Source organism: Streptomyces arenae, from assembly GCF_022343545.1.
Taxonomy (GTDB): Bacteria; Actinomycetota; Actinomycetes; order Streptomycetales; family Streptomycetaceae; genus Streptomyces; species Streptomyces humi.
In genome coordinates, this window is record NZ_JAKQYH010000064.1 from 101,039 (window position 1) to 119,338 (window position 18,300).

Consider the following 18,300-nt stretch of genomic DNA (forward strand, 5'->3'; position numbering starts at 1 on the left):
TGCCGTGGGTCATGGAGTGGGTGAGTGATAGTCCAGGCGAAAGGCCGATTTGTATGAAAATCGTCTAACTTGGAGGAGCTTGCATGCCGACCCTCACACTTCCACGCTCCGCCGGTTCCCGTGCGGGCGCCACCGTCGTCCTCACCGCCCTCGCCGCGGCGGGCGCGTCGTGGGTGGCGGCACCGAACGCGGTGGCCCAAGGGGAGAACGGCGACATCAGGATCCACCGTGTGGGCGTGCCCTTCGGCGTCTCGAAGGACGACCCGGTCGTCTGCCGGTTCTACCTCGACGCCGTCAACTTCGACGTCCTGCCCGCCATCGCCTACACCATCACCCCGCAGCCGCCGCTGCCCACCGCCGCCACCGTCGCCGGCACCATCCAGCTCGCCGGAGGCGCCGGCCACACCGATCCGCTCGGCCTGGCGGACGGACAGTACCGGCTCACCTGGGTCGTGGCGGGCGCGTTGAAGGAGAAGGTCTTCCGCCTCAACTGCCGTGACGGCAAGCCGGACGGGGCGCAGGGCCCGAACGGCCAGAACGGCCAGAACGGCCAGCAGGGCCAGAACGGCCAGCAGGGCCAGAACGGCCAGATCGAGGACAACCAGCACGGCGACAGCAGCTGGGGGAAGGGTGACGACCACGACGGCCCGCAGGGTGGCGTGCACGCGGGCGGCGGCGGCCTCGTCGACACCGCGGCGGCGTTCTCGCCCGTGGCCGCGGCGGCGGCCGTGGGGCTGGTCGCGGCCAGCGGTGTGGTGTACATCCGGCTGATCCGCCGTCGGCCCCATGGCGCCGCGTAGACGCGGACGCAGGCCCTGGCACCGGACCCGCGCCTACCGCCTCGCCAGAACGACCCTGCTGGCGATCGTCCTGGTGGCGCTGGTCCGGTGCGGGGGGCACGACGACGGACCCGGTGGCCCGGACGCCGTGGCCGGCGGGGGGCGGGACGGGTCTGACGGGACCCGTGCCGCCGCCCGGCCGCTGCCCCCGCCCCGCCCGCTGTCCCGGTCGCGGCCGACGTCGGTGCGCATCCCCTCCCTGGGTGTCGACGCGCCGGTCGTCGGCGTCCGGCTCGACCGGGGGCGGCAGTTGGAGACCCCGCCGGTCGACGAGCCGAAGCTGATCGGCTGGTACCAGGGCGGCGCGACCCCGGGCGAGTCCGGCCTCGCGGTCGCCGTCGGCCACCGTGACACCAGGACCGGACCCGCCGTCTTCGCGGCGCTCGCCCAGGTGAAGCCGGGCAAGCGGATCGAGGCCAAGCGGGTGGACGGCCGTACCGCCGTCTACACCGTGGACCGGGTGAAGGTCTACGACAAGGCCGGCTTCCCCGACAAGGAGGTGTACGGGCCGACCCGGCGTCCCGAACTCCGCGTGATCACCTGCGGCGGACTCTTCAGCCGGCGGACGGGCTACACCAGCAACGTCGTGGTCTTCGCCCACCTGACGGAGACGGACTGACGGAGACGGACAGGCGGAGGCGGAGTGACCGAGACGAACTGGCGGAGACGGAGTGACTGAGGCGCAGTGACCGCGTGGTGCGGCCCGTCGTCCGCACCGCCCGGCCGTGCCCGTCGTCCGCACCGGTCGGCCGTCCCCGTCCCCGCGCCCCCGTCCCGTCGAATGTGATCGTCCGTTTTTCCCGCTGCCTGCGTCCTGGTCACCGATGCCGCGGAATGTCTTCCCCGGCCCGGCACATTCCGTTAACTTCCGTGACCCACAGGCCCGTACGACCCGCACGCGGCCCTCGGACACGGAGCTGCGGCATGACACGCGCCATCTCTCTGCACAACGTGAGCAAGACCTTCGCGCGCGGTGTCCGCGTGGTGGACCGGCTCTCCCTCGACATCGACCCCGGCGAGTTCCTCGTGCTGCTCGGGCCGTCCGGCTGCGGAAAGTCGACCGTGCTGCGCATGATCGCCGGCCTGGAGGAGGCCGACGAGGGCGAGTTACGCCTCGACGGCGAGTACGCCAACGACCTGCTGCCGGCCGACCGGAACATCGCGATGGTGTTCCAGAACTTCGCCCTCTACCCGAGCATGACCAGCCGCGACAACATCGGCTTCCCGCTGCGCATCGAGGCCCCCGGCACGGACCCGCGCCCCCGCGTGGACGCCACCGCCCGCATGCTGGGCATCGAGGACCTCCTCGACCGCTTCCCCAGCCAGCTCTCCGGCGGCGAACGCCAACGGGTCGCGATGGGACGGGCGATCGCCCGGCACCCCTCGGTGTTCCTGATGGACGAGCCGCTGTCCAACCTCGACGCCAAGCTCCGCAACCACCTGCGCGCCGAGATCTCACGGCTGACCCGGGAACTGGGCGTGACCACGGTCTACGTCACCCACGACCAGGCCGAGGCCATGTCGCTCGGTGACCGGGTCGCCGTGCTGCGCGGCGGGGTCCTCCAGCAGGTCGACACCCCGCGCGCGGTCTACGCGCTGCCCCGCAACGTCTTCGTCGCCGCCTTCATCGGCACCCCGCGCATCAATCTCCTGCGCGGTGTGGTCCGCGCCCCGCTCGACGGTGCCATGACCGTCAGCCTCGGCAAGCAGGCCCTGCGGCTGCCCGAACCCCTGTCCCTGGACCACCGGTTGCTGCGGGTGCAACAGGGCCGGGAGGTGATCGTCGGGCTGCGCTCGGAGGCGGTGCGGATCGCCAGGCACGCCACCGCGCGGCCGGGCGAGGTGCCGCTCACCGGGCTGGTGGAGCATGTCGAGTTCCAGGGACACGAGGTGCTCGTCCACTTCGACACCGGTTCCCGGCCCGCCGTCGTACCGGACCTGGAGGCCCCGCGCCCGACCGGCCGGCCGCCGCGCCGCCGGCGACGGGACGGGACGACCGTGCTGGACCGGCTGCGGGACCGGGCGAGTTCGAAGCGGGCGGGACCGGTCGTCGTACTGGAGCATCCGGCGGACACGGGGCCCGAGCCGGCGCCGCCGGAGGGGCGGCTGCCCGGGGACCTGGTCGTCCGCACCACCCCCGACATCCAGCTCCGGCACGGCATGCAGGTCCCGCTCCTCGTCGACCTCGCCCATCTGTTCGTCTTCGACCAGCACGGCGAACGGATCTGCCCGTCCCCGGCCAGGCTGCCGGACCTGGACGGGTGAACCCGGCGGGAAACCGGCACCGCGACGGCGCGGAACCCCTAGGAAAGGGGCATGCGCCCACAATCTCTCCGTAACCGGTCGGCCCTCGCGGTGGCCGGTCTGCTGCTCGCCGGTGCTCCGGCCGCGTACACCGCGTTCGCCGGGGACGTGCCCGCCGTGGCGCCCGCCCGCGGCAAGCCCTACCTCGAGACCCGGCTGTTCTTCGGCACCGCCCGCCCCGACGGCGGACCCGCCGTCACCGACCGGCAGTTCACCGCCTTCGTGGACAAGGAGGTCACCCCGGACTTCCCCGACGGCCTCACCGTGCAGAACGGGCGCGGGCAGTGGCGGGACGCGCACGGGACCATCGAGAAGGAGCGGTCCTACGAGCTGATCCTGCTGTATCCCGAGTCGGCGGCGAAGGACGGCGACCGGAAGATCGAGGAGATCCGGCGGGCCTACGAGAAGGCCTTCGCGCAGGAGAGCGTGGGAAGGGTGGACGCCCGGGCCCGGGTCGACTTCTGACCGGGCGGCCGCCGATGCCGGAGGCCATGTCTGGCGCGGTAAAACTATCGCCGCTAGTTTGTGAGCCGGAGACCCAGCCCCGCCGGGAGGAAGCAGTATGAAGGCACACGACGGCCTGTACATCGACGGCGCCTGGCGCCCCGCCGAGAGCCGGGACGTGATCGAGGTCGTGAACCCGGTCGACGAAGAGGTCGTCGGCCGGGTTCCGGCGGGCGGCGCGCTCGACGTCGACACCGCGGTACGCGCCGCCCGTGCCGCCCTGCCGGGTTGGGCCGCCACCCCGCCCGCCGAGCGCGCCGCCCGGCTCGGGGCGCTGCGGGACGTCCTCACGGCCCGCAAGGACGAGATCGCCGAGACCGTCGGCACGGAGCTGGGCGCGCCGCTGAAGTTCTCCCAGGCCGTGCACGTGGGCATGCCGATCGCGGTCGCGGGATCCTACGCCGAGCTGGCGGCCGCGCATCCCTTCGAGGAGAAGGTCGGCAACTCGACCGTCCACCAGGAGCCGGTGGGCGTGGTCGGCGCGATCACGCCCTGGAACTACCCGTTGCACCAGATCGTCGCCAAGGTCGCCCCGGCGCTCGCCGCCGGCTGCACGGTGGTCCTCAAGCCCGCCGAGGACACCCCGCTGACCGCCCAGCTGTTCGCGGAGGCGGTGCACGAAGCGGGCGTGCCGGCCGGTGTGTTCAACCTGGTCACCGGTCTCGGCCCGGTCGCCGGACAGGCGCTCGCCGAGCACCCGGGCGTCGACCTGGTCTCCTTCACGGGCTCCACGGTCGTCGGCAGGCAGATCGGCGCCACCGCCGGGGCGGCCGTCAAGAAGGTGGCACTGGAACTGGGCGGCAAGTCCGCGAACGTCATCCTGCCGAGCGCCGACCTCGCCAGGGCGGTCAACGTCGGGGTGGCCAACGTGATGTCCAACTCCGGCCAGACGTGCAGCGCCTGGACGCGGATGCTGGTCCACGCCGACCAGTACGAGGAGGCGGTGGAGCTGGCGGCCGCGGCCGCGGCCAAGTACGGCGACCGGATCGGTCCCGTCGTCAGCGCCAAGCAGCAGGCGCGGGTGCGGGGTTACATCGAGAAGGGCGTCGCGGAGGGCGCCCGGCTGGTCGCGGGCGGCCCCGAATCCCCGCGCGAGAAGGGCTACTTCGTCAGCCCCACGGTCTTCGCGGACGTCACCCCCGAGATGACGATCGCGCAGGAGGAGATCTTCGGCCCGGTGCTGTCGATCCTCCGCTACGAGGACACGGAGGACGCGCTCCGGATCGCCAACGGCACGGTCTACGGCCTCGCGGGCGCCGTCTGGGCCGGGGACGAGGCGGAGGCGGTGGCCTTCGCGCGGCGCATGGACACCGGGCAGGTCGACATCAACGGCGGCCGGTTCAACCCCCTCGCCCCGTTCGGCGGTTACAAGCAGTCGGGCGTCGGCCGTGAACTCGGCACGCACGGTCTCGCCGAGTACCTCCAGACCAAGTCCCTGCAGTTCTGAGGAGGTTGCTCCGATGGCCAGCCACATCCGTGCCGCCGTACTGCCCGCCGTGGGTGCCCCGCTGACGGTCACCGAGATCGAGCTCCCGGACCCCGGCCCCGGCCGGGTCCGGGTCCGGCTCGCCGCCGCCGGCGTCTGCCACTCCGATCTCTCCCTCTCCGACGGCACCATGCGGGTGCCGGTCCCGGCGGTCCTCGGTCACGAGGGCGCGGGCACCGTGGTCGCGGTGGGCGAGGGCGTCACCCGGCTGGCACCCGGCGACCCCGTCGTCCTCAACTGGGCGCCCTCCTGCGGACGTTGCCACGCCTGTGCGCTCGGCGAGGTCTGGCTGTGCGCCGACGCGCTGGCCGGCTCCGCCGACGTGTACGCCCGCACGGCGGACGGCACCGACCTGCACCCCGGCCTGAACGTCGCCGCGTTCGCCGAGGAGACGGTGGTCGCGGAGTCCTGCGTGCTCCCGCTGCCGCCCGGCATCCCGCTCACGGACGCGGCCCTGCTCGGCTGCGCGGTCCTCACCGGGTACGGCGCCGTGCACCACTCGGCGCGGGTCCGCGAGGGCGAGACCGTCGCGGTGTTCGGCGTCGGCGGGGTCGGCCTGGCCACCGTGCAGGCGGCCCGGATCGCGGGGGCGTCCCGGATCGTCGCGGTGGACGTCTCCGAGGAGAAGGAAGGCCTCGCGCGGGCGGCGGGCGCCACGGACTACGTCGTCGCCTCCGACACCACCCCGCGCGCGATCCGCGCCCTCACCGGCAAGCAGGGCGTCGACGTCGCCGTGGAGTGCGTCGGCCGCGCCGTCAGCATCCGCGCGGCCTGGGAGTCCACCCGCCGGGGCGGCCGTACGACGGTGGTCGGCATCGGCGGCAAGGCGGAACAGGTCACCTTCAACGCCCTGGAACTCTTCCACTGGGGCCGCACCCTCGCCGGCTGCGTCTACGGCAACTCCGACCCCGCCCGCGATCTGCCGGTGCTCGCCGAGCACGTCCGGGCCGGCCGCCTGGACCTGGGCGCGCTGGTGACGGAACGGATCACGCTGGCGGACATCCCGGACGCCTTCGGGAACATGCTCGCGGGCAAGGGCGGCCGGGCGCTGGTGGTGTTCTGAGCGGTCCTACCCGGTGGGCTTCAGGACGTGGCCGCAGACGGTGCAGGCCAGGCCCACGACCAGGAGGACCCAGGAGAAGGTGAGCAGGCTCGCGACCTGGAGCAGCAGGCCCAGCCCCCACAGCCGCGGGTTGCGCACGAGGCGGCGCAGCCCGCCGGGCACCCGGTTGCGGGTGAAGGCGTACATGCCCAGCGAGCCCGCGCACACCGAGACGGCGACGACCAGCCCGAGCCACAGCAGTAAGAACGAGCCGTACCCCATGTGACTTCCCCCCTGCTTGACCCACTTGACCCACTTGACCCACCGGACGCGGTGGTTTCACCGGACCTGCTCGACACCGTCTCCGGCCGCCTTGGCCGGAGGCTCGTGGTCCACCCGTGCGAACTGCTGGCCCAGCCCGTCCAGCAGTGCCCGCAACCCCGTCTCGAACGCCCGCTCGTCGATCTTCTCCTGCTGATCCGCGAGCAGGTGCGCCTGCCCCAGGTGCGGGTAGTCGGCCGGGTCGTACGCGCTCGCGTCGTCCACGAACCCGCCGGCGAAGGACCCCAGCGCCGAGCCCATGATGAAGTAGCGCATCAGCGCCCCGATCGACGTCGCCTGGGCGGCCGGCCACCCCGCGTCCACCATCGCGCCGTACACCGCGTCGGCGAGCCGCAGCCCGGCCGGGCGCCGGCCGGGGCCGCGGGCCAGCACCGGGACGATGTTCGGGTGGTCCCGGAGCGCGGCCCGGTACGACACCGCCCAGTCGTGCAGCGCGGTCCGCCAGTCCCGCCCGTCGTCCTGCCCGAGGTTCTCGAACATCGACAGGTCGACCTGTGCGCTGACCGAGTCCGCCACCGCCTCCAGGATCTCGTCCTTGGTGCGGAAGTGGTTGTAGAGCGAGGGCCCGCTCACCCCCAGTTCGGCCGCGAGACGCCGGGTGGAGAGGGCCGCCAGGCCCTCCGTGTCCACGAGTTCCCGTGCCGCCCGGACGATCCGGTCGGTGCTGAGGAGGGGCTTGCGCGGTCGGGCCATGGCGCACATAGTAGGTCGGGAAGAAGAAACTAGCAGTGCTAATTTAAAGGGTGGACGCATGGTGAACCTGGGGCTCGGTGAGGAGCAGACCGCCGTACGGCAGCTGGCCCGGGACTTCGTCGAGCGTGAGATCGCCCCGCACGTGATCGCCTGGGACCGTGCCGAGGAGGTCGACCGGAACATCGTCAAGAAGCTCGGCGAGGTCGGCTTCCTGGGCCTCACGATCGACGAGGAGTACGGCGGCTCGGGCGGCGACCACCTGTCGTACTGCCTGGTGACGGAGGAGCTGGGCCGGGGGGACTCATCGGTCCGCGGGATCGTCTCCGTCTCCCTCGGGCTCGTCGCCAAGTCGATCGCCGCCTGGGGTGACGAGGAGCAGAAGCGGCGCTGGCTGCCGGGGCTGACCTCCGGCGCGTACGTCGGCTGCTTCGGCCTGACCGAACCCGGCACCGGTTCCGACGCGGGCAACCTCACCACCCGTGCCGTACGCGAAGGCGACGAGTACGTCCTCAACGGCGCCAAGATGTTCATCACCAACGGCACCTGGGCCGACGTGGTGCTCCTGTTCGCGCGCTCCACCGACGCCCCGGGCCACAAGGGCGTCTCGGCCTTCCTGGTGCCGGCCGACGCGCCGGGTCTCACCCGACGTGCCGTGCACGGCAAGCTCGGCCTGCGCGGGCAAGCCACCGCCGAGCTCGTCCTGGAGGACGTCCGGGTGCCGGCGTCCGCGCTGCTCGGACCGGAGGGCAAGGGCTTCTCGGTCGCCATGTCGGCGCTCGCCAAGGGGCGCATGTCGGTGGCCGCCGGCTGCGTCGGCATAGCCCAGGCGGCGCTGGACGCGGCCGTGCGGTACGCGGGGGAGCGGGAGCAGTTCGGGACGCCGATCGCCGGGCACCAGCTCGTCCAGGAGCTCATCAGCGACATCGCCGTCGACGTGGACGCGGCCCGGCTGCTGACCTGGCGGGTGGCCGACCTGGTCGACCGCGGGCTGCCGTTCGCCACCGAGTCCTCCAAGGCCAAGCTCTTCGCCTCCGAGGCCGCCGTGCGCGCCGCCAACAACGCCCTCCAGGTCTTCGGCGGCTACGGCTACATCGACGAGTACCCGGTGGGCAAACTCCTGCGCGACGCCCGGGTGATGACCCTCTACGAGGGCACCAGCCAGATCCAGAAACTGCTCATCGGGCGGGCGCTGACCGGGGTTTCGGCGTTCTGAGTACGTCCCTGAGTAGCACGGCGGATGTGCTCAGGCCCGCCGTTGCCGAGACTCGACCCATGAGCGACACACCGGTCAGAAACCAGAGCACGGCTGCCTTCTACGGCCAGGCCGTCGCGTCCTTCGGCATCGCCATGGTGGCCACCGTCATCGGCATCTTCCGGCTGCACGCCGACGCCTGGGTGCGCGGCTTCCTCGGCATCGCCGTCCTGTACCTCGTCACCTCCGCCTTCACGCTCGCGAAGGTCATCCGCGACCGCCAGGAGGCAGGCCAGATCGTCAGCCGCGTCGACCAGGCGCGGCTGGAGAAGCTGCTCGCCGAACACGACCCCTTCGAGAAGCTCTGACCGGCGCCCCCGCGCGAGTACCGGCGCGAGAAGCCGCGTGAAAAGCTCTGAGCGGGCACACTAAGCGCTCGCTCAGCTTCGGCGGTATGGTGGAGCTCCGGTACCGAGAGGGGCGAGCGAGCGATGAGTACGGCGGAGGAGACGACCGGCGGCGAGATCGAGCCGTGGGAAGAGGTCACCCCTGACGCGGCCCGGCGACTGCTGGTCGCCGCCGTGGAGGCCTTCGCCGAGCGCGGCTACCACGCCACCACCACCCGCGACATCGCGGGCCGGGCGGGCATGAGCCCGGCCGCGCTCTACATCCACTACAAGACCAAGGAAGAGCTGCTCCACCGGATCAGCCGCATCGGTCACGACAAGGCCCTGGACATCCTGCGGACGGCCGCCCGGCGCGAGGGCACCGCCGCCGAGCGGCTCGCCGACGCCGTCAGCTCCTTCGTCCGCTGGCACGCCGGGCGGCGCACCACCGCCCGGGTCGTGCAGTACGAACTGGACGCCCTCGGCCCCGACGCCCGCGCCGAGATCCTCGCGCTCCGCCGCCAGGTGGACGCCGAGGTGCGCGGGATCGTCCAGGAGGGCGTCGCGTCCGGCGAGTTCGACGTCATCGACGTCCACGGCACCACCCTCGCGGTGCTGTCGCTGTGCATCGACGTGGCCCGCTGGTTCAACGTGGACGGTCCCCGGACCCCGGAGCAGGTCGGCGCGCTCTACGCCGACCTCGTGCTGCGGATGGTGGGGGCCGAGCAGGGTGCCCTGCGCCCGGCTCAGACGTAGTACCGGGACACCGACTCCGCGACGCAGACCGGCTTGTCGCCGCCCTCGCGCTCCACGGTGAACGCGACGGTCACCTGGACCCCGCCCGGGACCTCCTCGGCGCCGGTGATCGTCGCGGTGGCGCGCAGCCGGGAGCCGACCGGGACGGGGGCGGGGAAGCGGACCTTGTTGGTGCCGTAGTTCACGCCCATCTTCACGCCCTCGACCTTGATCAGCTGGGGGCCGAAGAGGGGGAGCAGTGACAGGGTCAGATAGCCGTGCGCGATGGTCGTGCCGAACGGGCCCGCGGCCGCCTTCTCGGGGTCGACGTGGATCCACTGGTGGTCGCCCGTCGCCTCCGCGAACAGGTCGATCCGCTTCTGGTCGACCTCCAGCCAGTCGGTGAAGCCCAGCTGTTCGCCCACCGCCGACTTCAGCTCGTCGGGGGAAGCGAAGATCCTCGGTTCTGCCATGGTGCCGGCCCTCTCGCGTTCGCGGGTCACCCCTGCATTGTCTAAGCAACTGCTTAGCATGGTCGGGTGCGGGCCCGCTGTCAACGGACCGCGGCCGGGCCCGGCGGGTAGTCTCTGCCGGATGCCGCAGATTTCCGAGGAGATCCACGAGCTGAGCGTCGGCCAGCTGTCCGCGCGCAGCGGCGCGGCCGTCTCCGCGCTGCACTTCTACGAGTCCAAGGGGCTCATCAGCAGTCGGCGCACCTCGGGGAACCAGCGCCGCTACACCCGCGACACGCTTCGCCGCGTGGCCTTCGTGCGGGCGGCGCAGCGGGTCGGCATCCCGCTGGCCACCATCCGCGAGGCCCTGTCGGAACTCCCCGAGGAACGCACCCCGACCCGGGAGGACTGGGCCCGCCTCTCCGAGGCCTGGCGCGCGGAACTCGACGAACGCATCCGGCAGTTGAACCGGCTGCGCGACCACCTGACCGACTGCATCGGGTGCGGGTGCCTGTCCTTGAGCAGCTGCGTGCTGTCCAATCCGGACGACGCGTTCGGTAGCCGGAGGGCCGGGTCCCGGCTCATGCCCGAAAGCATGGACGGGGGGCGGTAGTCCGGCTGCGGGCCGGTGGGGGCTAATCGCGCAGTTCCTCCCCCAGCCTTCGGCCGGGGGTACCCCCAGCGCCCCTGACGGGGCGCTGTAGCCGCCGTGCCTTTTCAGTTCAGCGGCACCCTGCCCGCGCCGGTAGGTGTCGGCACCCCCAGCCCCTACTCGAACTCGGTGCCGCCCTTCCGGGTCAGATACGCCCCGCTCACCGCCTTGGCGATGGCGCGGCCGCCGGTCACCGGGCTGTACCGCTCCACCGACGGACGGATCACCACGCCCTCCCGCAGGTGCAGTCCCCGCCCGGACACGGTCTCGCGGCCGGTGGCGACCTCCAGCACCCGTTCGATGTCGTACGGTCCCTCGAACAGCCGGGGCACCAGGGGCAGTTCCCCCTCCAGGAACTCCGCGGCGTCCAGCCACCGCACCGCCCCGTCGATCTCCGCGGAGACGTCGAACGCGGCGTACCCGAGGGACTCCCGCCGGCCGTCGGCGCCGTACGCCAGGTCCTGGACACCCGCGCCGTACACCTCGCCGAAGATCCCGACACGGCGGGCGCCCAGCCGGGCGGCGAGGCGCGCGGCCGTCCCGGCGACGTCGTGGGCCCGCACGGCCCGCCAGTACAGGTTGCGCGGGTCCTCCTTGAGCGCCAGCGACCTGGCGCCGAAGCCCTTGGACGAGACGTGCACCCGGTCCTCGTCGGCGAGGTAGGTGAGCAGGCATGCCGAGCCGTGGATCTTCTCGGTGAGGACCACCGGCTCGCCGGGCTCGAAGATGCCCGGATAGCGCTGGATGTTCTCGATGTCGACCCACGGCATCAGTCCGGGCGCCGACTCGACCTCGCCGTCCATGGTCGGCGGCACGGGCGGCACCCACTTGGTGATGCCCAGCGCCTCGGCGAAGTCGGTGCCCTCGGCGGCCGCGCGGGCCAGGTCCACGCCCGCCAGCGCCTTCGGCCGGCAGACGATCCCCTGGGACAGCTCACCGCGCAGCCGGACCGCCCGCACCCGGTCGGAGCCGCTGCCGGCCAGCCGCCCGGTCAGCCCCAGTTCCTCGATCAGCCCGGCCGGGAGCACGGACTGCTCGGGGATGTAGAGGGCGGCCTCGCCGGTGCGGTAGGCGCCCTTGGCGACGACCGCGCGGTACAGGCCCACCTGGGCCAGCTCCAGCGCGTCGGCGTTGGGGTGTTCGTGCACGGTCAGGACCTCGGCGGTGACGCGCAGCGTCGACATCGGTACTCCTGCGGTTCCTCAGACGGGTGTCATCGCCCCCAACTGTCCGTACCGGAAAGGGGTGGAACCAGCGGTTTTACGACTGCTACCGTCCCCCGCGCAGTTGGGGGGTGCGGCATCCCCGGCGCACCCCCACGTGGTCAGGCCGACATGAGCAGCCGCCCGCGCCTGGCGTAGGCCAGGGCTTCGGCGGTGAGTACCGGACGCGGCACCAGGATCCCGCAGTCCGCGCAGACCGGACCGGCGGAGGGCTCGTGGTCCAGGTCGTACTTCCAGATGAGGCGCTCCCCTTCGCACACCGGGCAGCCCGTACCCGGTTCGCGCTCCAGGGCGGCGATCAGCCGTCGCAGCACCTCGGCCAGTGGTTCGTCGGGGTGGACCCGTGGGTCGTCGCACCAGGCCACTCCGAATCCGCCCCAGGTCAGCCGGTGCCAGTCGTCCACGCTGCCCGGGCGGCGCAGCCCGTCGTGCTTCTCCTTCTTGCGGCGCGAGGCGAAGTCGACCTCGTAGGCGAGCCAGACCGCCCGCGCCTCCTCCAGCTCCTCCAGCGCGCCCACGAGACGCACCGGATCGGGGGACCGGTCCTCAGGACCGAACCCGGCCCGCGCACACAGATGGTCCCAGGTCGCGCGGTGCCCGTAAGGAGCGAACCGCTCCAGGCACTTGCGCAGCGAGTAACGCCGCAGCGCCAGATCGCACCGCGGGTCTCGCACCTGTCTCGCCAGACTCCGGAAACCGGCCATCGCCCTGCACCTCCGTCACACCTGCACCTGTACTTCGGTCACTTCGGCGTCGCCGCACGGACTTCGCGCGGCGTTGCCGTATAGACGTATCGACACTCGAATCGGCTCCATCCGATTTCCGATGCCGTCCATAAGGCCGCCCGCCTTGACCGGCGGCCGGTGTCGCCGGCCGGTCCGGCGGCCATCCCAAAACTTGACGCATGTTCATCTTCAATCTCGGGGATACCGGCGGTAACGTCCGGCACCACCCCTCGTCCAGAGGAGATGTCATGCAACGACGCACCAGACATCACGCGTTGTTCGACAAGTTGAGAACTCCCCGCAGGCTCCCCGGGTTCCTGAAAGCCGCATCCGTATGCGCGCTGATAGCCGGGCTGCTCTCCCCGCTCGCCCAGACCCCCGCCGCGGCGGCGGCCTCCAACGACTACTGCGGCGGCCAGTGCTCGGACATCCTGCCGCCCGGCGAGAACGGCAACGCCACCCTCGCCCAGATCCTGCTCAACCAGGCCTTCGGCACCCAGCCCAGCCACGCCGAGGACCAGCTGGGCCCCTACGCCAACCTGGCCACCGGCTACTCCACCCTCACCGACGCGAAGATCAACACGTTCTTCAACGACGCGTCGTTCGGGGTCGCATCGAGTCAAGTCGCCTCCACGGAGAGCCCGGCCGGCCGCAGCGACGTGACCATCGTCCGCGACAAGGCGACCGGGGTGCCTCACATCACCGGTACCACCAGATACGGCACCGAGTTCGGCGCCGGGTATGCCGCCGCTGAGGACCGGCTGTGGCTCATGGACGTGTTCCGGCACGTCGGGCGCGGCCAGCTCACCACCTTCGCCGGCGGCGTCGCCTCCAACCAGGGCCTGGAACAGGAGTTCTACCGCAACGCGCCCTACACCGAGGCCGACCTCCAGGCCCAGATCGACAACGCCGTCGCCAGCAACGGCACCCGCGGCCAGCAGGCCCTCGCGGACGCCGACGCCTACCTGGACGGCATCAACTCCTACATCGACGCCTCCGACAGCGGCCGTTACTTCCCCGGTGAGTACGTGCTGACCGGTCACAAGGACTCGATCACCAACGCCGGCACGATCGACCACTTCAAGATCACCGACCTGGTGGCGCTGGCCTCCGTGATCGGCACGCTGTTCGGCTCCGGCGGCGGTGGCGAGGTCAACAACGCCATCTCGCTGCTCGCCGCCCAGGAGCAGTACGGCGTGACGGAGGGCACCAAGGTCTGGGAGTCGTTCCGGGAACGCAACGACCCCGAGGCCGTGCTCACCGTCCACAACGGCGAGAGCTTCCCGTACGGCACCAAGCCCAGCAGCCCGCAGGGCGAGGCGCTGCCCGACGCCGGATCGGTGACGACCGAACCACTGGTGTACAACGCCACCGGCACCGGTGCCGACCAGAGCGCGAGCGCCGCCTCCGCCGCGGCGACCGCGACCGCGCTCAGCTCGGCCAAGCGCGGGATGTCGAACGCCCTGGTGGTCAGCGGCAAGTACACCGCGAGCGGGCACCCGATCGCCGTCTTCGGGCCGCAGACCGGCTACTTCGCCCCACAGCTGCTCATGCTCCAGGAGATCCAGGGCCCGGGCATCAGCGCCCGCGGCGCCTCCTTCGCCGGCCTGAGCATGTACGTCGAACTCGGCCGCGGCCAGGACTACTCGTGGTCCGCGACCACGTCCGGCCAGGACATCATCGACAGCTTCGCCGTCGAACTCTGCCAGGACGACTACCACTACCTGTACCACGGCACCTGCACGGCCATGGACAAGGTCGAGCAGGCGAACTCCTGGAAGCCGACCACGGCCGACAGCACGGCCGCCGGCTCGTACACCATGCGGGTCTGGAAGACGAAGTACGGACCGGTCGAGTACCGGGCCACCGTCGGCGGAAAGAAGGTCGCCTACACCACCCTGCGCTCCTCCTACATGCACGAGGCCGACTCGATCATCGGCTTCCAGATGCTCAACGATCCCAGTTATGTGAACAGCCCGGGGACCTTCCAGAGCGCGGTGCAGCACATCAACTACACCTTCAACTGGTTCTACGCCGACTCCTCGCACACCGCGTACTACAACAGCGGCAACAACCCGGTGCGCGCGAGCGGTGTGGACCCCGAGTTCCCGGTGTGGGGCCAGGCCGCCTACGAGTGGCAGAACTGGGACCCGACCACCAACACGGCCGACTACACCCCGGCCTCCCAGCACCCCCAGTCCGTCGACCAGGACTACTACATCTCCTGGAACAACAAGCAGGCGCTCAACTACACGACCGCCAGCTGGGGCGACGGTTCGGTCCACCGGGGCAACCTCCTCGACGACCGGGTGAAGAAACTCGTGGCCGCCGGGGGCGTCACCCGCTCTTCGCTTGTCAAGGCCATGGCAGACGCGTCCCTCACCGACCTGCGGGCCGAGGACGTCGTGCCGGATCTGCTGAAGGTGATCAACAGCAGTACGGTCACCGACTCCACCGCCGCCGCGGCCGTCACCAAGCTCCAGACCTGGCTGACGGCGGGCGGCAAGCGCACCGAGACGTCGGCGGGCTCGAAGACCTACGCCAACTCCGACGCCATACGCATCCTCGACGCCTGGTGGCCGCTGCTGGTGAAGGCCGAGTTCCAGCCCGGCCTCGGTACCGGCCTGTACACCGCGCTCACCGCCAACCTGCCCATCGACGAGGCTCCCTGGGCCGCGCACGGGCCCACCGGCTCGCACGCCGGCAGCTCCTACCAGTACGGCTGGTGGAGCTATGTCGACAAGGACATCCGCTCCGTGCTCGGGCAGAGCGTGTCCGGGCCGCTGGCCGAGCAGTACTGCGGCGGCGGCAGCCTCAGCTCCTGCCGCGACCTCCTCATCAGCACCCTGAAGACGGCGGCCGGCACCAGTGCCTCCACCGTCTACCCCGGGGACTCGCTGTGCTCGGCGGGCGACCAGTGGTGCGCCGACTCGATCGTCCAGCGCACCCTGGGCGGCATCAAGCACTACAACATCAGCTGGCAGAACCGGCCGACCTTCCAGCAGGTGGTGGAGTACACGTCACACCGGTGACACGGCAGAACACCGGAACGGCGGCGGGGTCACCCGATGCGCCCCGCCGCCAGCACCAGCCGCGCCAGCTCGGGGTGCACGATGTCGCTGTGCGCCCCGGTCGGCGGGCCGCCGCGTCTCACCACCGCCGCCGCGTCGACGTTCACGCAACCCGACGCGGCGAGCGGTCCGCGCAGCGCCGCCGCCAGGTCGAGTGACCGCGTGCCCGGCACCGCCTGGACGCCGTCGTGCCCCATCGCGCCCCACCGGTCGCCCAGCACCCCCGCCAGATCCGCGCCGAGCGCCGACTCGCAGTCGTCCGCCGTCCGGGAGGCCAGCGGATAGAACGTGCCGAGCGCCCCGTCGAAGTGGGAGTAACAGCACACCAGTGGCCCGTCGATGCGGTTCTGCCGCCCTTGGAGCGCCCCGCCCGCACGCGGGTCGTGCGGCAGCCGGGCGGCGAACGCGTAGTGCGAGAACGCTCCTTGCAGCAGCGTCACGGACTTGACCGTGCGCACCCCGTCGGGCAGCCCGCGCAGCGCGAACGACACCAGCCGGCCGCCGAAGCTGTGCCCGACCAGATGCACCCGTACCTCCGGCGCCGCCTGCGCCAACTGTCCGACCACCCGGCCGAGGCCACGCTCCCCGACGGTCCCCGCCCGCCGTTTCATCGCCCAGTACGTCGCCTGCCGCAGCAGTTCCTTCGCCCCGTCCCACGGGTTCGGCAGGGCGAACCCGGCCGCGTCCGGGCCCTCCCGCAGGGACGTCAGCGCCTGTGCGAACTCCTCGCACAGCTCCGTCGCCGCCGTACCGAACAGCACCGGCTCGCTCTCCGGGACGCCCTCCACGAGGGTGTCCGCCGCGAACAGCGGCTGCGGTCCGCCCGGGAGGACCTCGACCAGCAGGCGTACCAGGCGCCCGAACTCCTCCAGTTCGGCGGCCGGCCGCTGGTCCAGCATCCGGGAGAGCTGGTCGACCACCGTGGCCCGCCCGGGGAACGTCTCCAGCAGCGCGTGCCGGGTGTCCTTGTCGAGCACGGGCGCCGGGGACTCCTCGGCCTCCGTGGCCACCACCCACTTGGGGAAGTCGGGGATCGGCTCGTCGCAGAACCGCATCGACGGCCAGATCACCCCGACGTACCCGAGTCCCGCCTTCGGCGCCAGCTTCGGGACCGGCGCGAAGAACCGCCGGTACAGGGCGGTCGCGCCGGACCGGTCGTTGTTCCAGCCGTGTGCGAAGACGATCAGGTCGCGCACGCCGTGCCCCGTGACCTCGTCCAGCAGCCGGTCGCGTTCGGCGCCGTCCGGATCCCCGTCCGCGTCGAAGGTCAGCTCCCAGTAGGGAGCCACACTCATCCCAGGATCCGCCATACCTGGCTCCTCGTCCCCGAACCGGTGCGATGTGGGCGCATCGTCCCGCTCCGGGGCAACATTGGCCATACACCGCGCCTCACCTGTAGAGGAGAAATTCCTTTCGCATCCGGCGGAACGCGGCGAGTTCGTCCTGCCAGGCGCCGGCGATCTCGTCCGGGCCGGCGCCCGCGTCGACCATCGTGCGGACGGTCGTGGATCCGGTGAGCGTGTCGATCCAGTGGTCCGGCCGCCAGGCGAAGCCGCTCCACACCTTCTTCGCGGTGACGAGCAGGGCGACGCCGGTGCGCACGGGGTCGTAGGCGACCCGGTCGTGGACGTGGATCTGCACCCCGCCGACCGTCCGGCCCTGGAACTTGGAGAACGTCGGAGCGAAGTACGCCTCCCTGAACCGCACGCCCGGCAGCGCGAGTCCGTCGGCCGCGGCGGCCCAGCGGGCGTCGACGCCCTCCGCGCCGAGGAGTTCGAAGGGGCGGGTGGTGCCGCGCCCCTCGGAGAGGTTCGTGCCCTCGAAGAGACAGGTCCCCGAGTACACCAGCGCGGTGTCCGGGGTGGGCATGTTGGGGCTCGGCGGCACCCACGGCAGTCCGTAGGCGTCGAAGAAGCGGTCGCGGTGCCAGCCGGTCATCGGTACGACGTCCAGGGCGACCGGCCTGCCCAGGAAACGGGCGTTGAACAGCTTCGCGAGTTCGGCGACGGTCATGCCGTGCGCCTGCGCGATCGGCTGCCGGCCGACGAAACTGGCGAACTCCCGGTGCAGCACCGGGCCCTGGGCGGCGCGCCCGGTCACCGGGTTCGGGCGGTCCAGTACGACGAAGCGCTTGCCGGCCAGGCGCGCCGCCTCCATGCAGTCGTACAGCGTCCAGATGTACGTGTAGAAGCGGGCGCCGACGTCCTGGATGTCGAAGACGACCGTGTCGACGCCGGAGGCGGTGAAGACGTCGGCGAGGGGCTGACCGCTCTTGAGATAGGTGTCGTAGACGGGGAGGCCGGTCGCCGGGTCGTCGTGGCGGCCCTCGGAGCCGCCTGCCTGGGCCGTGCCGCGGAAGCCGTGCTCGGGGCCGAAGACGGCCGTGAGCCGTACGCGGGGGTCGGCGTGCATGACGTCGACGATGTGGCGGACGTCCTGGGTGATGCCGGTGGGGTTGGTGACGATGCCGACCCTCTGGCCGCCGAGGAGGGCGTAGCCGTCGGCGGAGAGGCGGTCGAAGCCGGTCTTGAGGGTGCCGTGGGCGTCGGCTGTGGTGGCTGTGGGTAGGGCTGTCACGGTCGCTGCCGTGGCGGCGGTGAGCAGGCTTCGTCTGGACGGGCGCATGTGGGGGGCCTCCGTCGTCGTCCGGGTGC

The 18,300-nt window shown here is 71.7% G+C and carries 18 protein-coding genes; 11 read left to right on the forward strand and 7 right to left on the reverse strand.

The window, feature by feature from the left end; genetic code table 11:
* The first annotated feature begins 83 nt into the window (after positions 1-83).
* From MB828_RS28335 to MB828_RS28360, 6 genes are all read left to right on the forward strand, one after another.
* Positions 84-800 (forward strand): hypothetical protein, encoded by a 717-nt coding sequence (locus tag MB828_RS28335; protein ID WP_301650693.1) that lies wholly within the window; start codon positions 84-86, stop codon positions 798-800.
* On the forward strand, positions 787-1,458 hold the full coding sequence (locus MB828_RS28340) for a class F sortase (RefSeq protein WP_046733507.1): 672 nt from the start codon (positions 787-789) through the stop codon (positions 1,456-1,458). The genes MB828_RS28335 and MB828_RS28340 overlap by 14 nt, the downstream gene beginning before the upstream one ends.
* Before the next feature lie 305 nt (positions 1,459-1,763).
* Complete coding sequence (locus MB828_RS28345) at positions 1,764-3,104, forward strand: ABC transporter ATP-binding protein (RefSeq protein ID WP_301650694.1); 1,341 nt, start codon at positions 1,764-1,766, stop codon at positions 3,102-3,104.
* A 51-nt stretch (positions 3,105-3,155) separates the two neighbouring features.
* Positions 3,156-3,608: a DUF3574 domain-containing protein gene (locus tag MB828_RS28350; protein ID WP_301650695.1), complete on the forward strand. Its 453-nt coding sequence runs from the start codon at positions 3,156-3,158 to the stop codon at positions 3,606-3,608.
* Positions 3,609-3,705: 97 nt separating this feature from the next.
* Positions 3,706-5,094 (forward strand): aldehyde dehydrogenase family protein, encoded by a 1,389-nt coding sequence (locus MB828_RS28355; protein WP_301650696.1) that lies wholly within the window; start codon positions 3,706-3,708, stop codon positions 5,092-5,094.
* A gap of 13 nt (positions 5,095-5,107) precedes the next feature.
* A complete protein-coding gene (locus MB828_RS28360; RefSeq protein WP_301650697.1) occupies positions 5,108-6,196 on the forward strand; it encodes a Zn-dependent alcohol dehydrogenase in 1,089 nt (362 codons plus the stop codon).
* Between the two features lie 6 nt (positions 6,197-6,202).
* On the opposite strand, the gene MB828_RS28365 is transcribed toward MB828_RS28360, so the two are convergent.
* Complete coding sequence (locus MB828_RS28365; protein WP_133025818.1) at positions 6,203-6,457, reverse strand: hypothetical protein; 255 nt, start codon at positions 6,455-6,457, stop codon at positions 6,203-6,205.
* 57 nt (positions 6,458-6,514) lie between these two features.
* Positions 6,515-7,210: a TetR/AcrR family transcriptional regulator gene (locus MB828_RS28370; protein WP_133025819.1), complete on the reverse strand. Its 696-nt coding sequence runs from the start codon at positions 7,208-7,210 to the stop codon at positions 6,515-6,517.
* A 61-nt stretch (positions 7,211-7,271) separates the two neighbouring features.
* Here MB828_RS28370 and MB828_RS28375 point away from each other — a divergent pair, with 61 nt between their 5' ends.
* The 3 genes from MB828_RS28375 (at position 7,272) to MB828_RS28385 (ending at position 9,544) form a co-directional block, all read left to right on the forward strand.
* A complete protein-coding gene (locus MB828_RS28375; protein WP_133026118.1) occupies positions 7,272-8,423 on the forward strand; it encodes an acyl-CoA dehydrogenase family protein in 1,152 nt (383 codons plus the stop codon).
* Positions 8,424-8,482: 59 nt separating this feature from the next.
* Entirely contained in the window at positions 8,483-8,770 is a 288-nt protein-coding gene (locus MB828_RS28380) for a YiaA/YiaB family inner membrane protein (protein ID WP_046733500.1), read from the forward strand.
* Between the two features lie 123 nt (positions 8,771-8,893).
* Positions 8,894-9,544 carry a TetR/AcrR family transcriptional regulator gene (locus tag MB828_RS28385; protein ID WP_133025820.1) on the forward strand — a complete coding sequence of 217 codons (651 nt, stop codon included), beginning with the start codon at positions 8,894-8,896 and terminating at the stop codon, positions 9,542-9,544.
* Here the strand turns inward: MB828_RS28385 and MB828_RS28390 are convergent.
* Positions 9,535-9,996 carry a MaoC family dehydratase gene (locus MB828_RS28390; protein ID WP_133026119.1) on the reverse strand — a complete coding sequence of 154 codons (462 nt, stop codon included), beginning with the start codon at positions 9,994-9,996 and terminating at the stop codon, positions 9,535-9,537. The genes MB828_RS28385 and MB828_RS28390 overlap by 10 nt on opposite strands.
* 121 nt (positions 9,997-10,117) lie before the next feature.
* Here MB828_RS28390 and soxR point away from each other — a divergent pair, with 121 nt between their 5' ends.
* Positions 10,118-10,588: a redox-sensitive transcriptional activator SoxR gene (gene soxR / locus MB828_RS28395; protein WP_301650698.1), complete on the forward strand. Its 471-nt coding sequence runs from the start codon at positions 10,118-10,120 to the stop codon at positions 10,586-10,588.
* 155 nt (positions 10,589-10,743) lie between these two features.
* On the opposite strand, the gene MB828_RS28400 is transcribed toward soxR, so the two are convergent.
* The gene (locus MB828_RS28400) at positions 10,744-11,811 is read right to left on the reverse strand and encodes an RNA ligase (ATP) (RefSeq protein ID WP_301650699.1); all 1,068 of its coding nucleotides are present in this window, start codon (positions 11,809-11,811) and stop codon (positions 10,744-10,746) included.
* A 140-nt stretch (positions 11,812-11,951) separates the two neighbouring features.
* Positions 11,952-12,554 carry a hypothetical protein gene (locus MB828_RS28405; protein WP_046732827.1) on the reverse strand — a complete coding sequence of 201 codons (603 nt, stop codon included), beginning with the start codon at positions 12,552-12,554 and terminating at the stop codon, positions 11,952-11,954.
* A gap of 269 nt (positions 12,555-12,823) precedes the next feature.
* On the opposite strand from MB828_RS28405, the gene MB828_RS28410 reads away from it, so the two are divergent.
* Positions 12,824-15,607 (forward strand): penicillin acylase family protein, encoded by a 2,784-nt coding sequence (locus tag MB828_RS28410; RefSeq protein WP_301650700.1) that lies wholly within the window; start codon positions 12,824-12,826, stop codon positions 15,605-15,607.
* 29 nt (positions 15,608-15,636) lie between these two features.
* Here MB828_RS28410 and MB828_RS28415 read toward each other — a convergent pair whose 3' ends face one another.
* On the reverse strand, positions 15,637-16,956 hold the full coding sequence (locus MB828_RS28415; protein WP_301650701.1) for a serine-threonine protein kinase: 1,320 nt from the start codon (positions 16,954-16,956) through the stop codon (positions 15,637-15,639).
* A 79-nt stretch (positions 16,957-17,035) separates the two neighbouring features.
* Complete coding sequence (locus MB828_RS28420; protein ID WP_301650702.1) at positions 17,036-18,271, reverse strand: exo-beta-N-acetylmuramidase NamZ family protein; 1,236 nt, start codon at positions 18,269-18,271, stop codon at positions 17,036-17,038.
* Positions 18,272-18,300: the final 29 nt, after the last annotated feature.

Coding starts and splice junctions, on each gene's coding strand:
- MB828_RS28405 (WP_046732827.1), bottom strand. CDS start 12,554: ATGGCCGGTTTCCGGAGTCTGGCGAGACAGGTGCGAGACCCGCGGTGC.
- MB828_RS28400 (WP_301650699.1), bottom strand. CDS start 11,811: ATGTCGACGCTGCGCGTCACCGCCGAGGTCCTGACCGTGCACGAACAC.
- MB828_RS28340 (WP_046733507.1), top strand. CDS start 787: ATGGCGCCGCGTAGACGCGGACGCAGGCCCTGGCACCGGACCCGCGCC.
- MB828_RS28360 (WP_301650697.1), top strand. CDS start 5,108: ATGGCCAGCCACATCCGTGCCGCCGTACTGCCCGCCGTGGGTGCCCCG.
- MB828_RS28380 (WP_046733500.1), top strand. CDS start 8,483: ATGAGCGACACACCGGTCAGAAACCAGAGCACGGCTGCCTTCTACGGC.
- soxR (WP_301650698.1), top strand. CDS start 10,118: ATGCCGCAGATTTCCGAGGAGATCCACGAGCTGAGCGTCGGCCAGCTG.
- MB828_RS28345 (WP_301650694.1), top strand. CDS start 1,764: ATGACACGCGCCATCTCTCTGCACAACGTGAGCAAGACCTTCGCGCGC.
- MB828_RS28365 (WP_133025818.1), bottom strand. CDS start 6,457: ATGGGGTACGGCTCGTTCTTACTGCTGTGGCTCGGGCTGGTCGTCGCC.
- MB828_RS28420 (WP_301650702.1), bottom strand. CDS start 18,271: ATGCGCCCGTCCAGACGAAGCCTGCTCACCGCCGCCACGGCAGCGACC.
- MB828_RS28385 (WP_133025820.1), top strand. CDS start 8,894: ATGAGTACGGCGGAGGAGACGACCGGCGGCGAGATCGAGCCGTGGGAA.
- MB828_RS28335 (WP_301650693.1), top strand. CDS start 84: ATGCCGACCCTCACACTTCCACGCTCCGCCGGTTCCCGTGCGGGCGCC.
- MB828_RS28355 (WP_301650696.1), top strand. CDS start 3,706: ATGAAGGCACACGACGGCCTGTACATCGACGGCGCCTGGCGCCCCGCC.
- MB828_RS28415 (WP_301650701.1), bottom strand. CDS start 16,956: ATGGCGGATCCTGGGATGAGTGTGGCTCCCTACTGGGAGCTGACCTTC.
- MB828_RS28370 (WP_133025819.1), bottom strand. CDS start 7,210: ATGGCCCGACCGCGCAAGCCCCTCCTCAGCACCGACCGGATCGTCCGG.
- MB828_RS28350 (WP_301650695.1), top strand. CDS start 3,156: ATGCGCCCACAATCTCTCCGTAACCGGTCGGCCCTCGCGGTGGCCGGT.
- MB828_RS28390 (WP_133026119.1), bottom strand. CDS start 9,996: ATGGCAGAACCGAGGATCTTCGCTTCCCCCGACGAGCTGAAGTCGGCG.
- MB828_RS28410 (WP_301650700.1), top strand. CDS start 12,824: ATGCAACGACGCACCAGACATCACGCGTTGTTCGACAAGTTGAGAACT.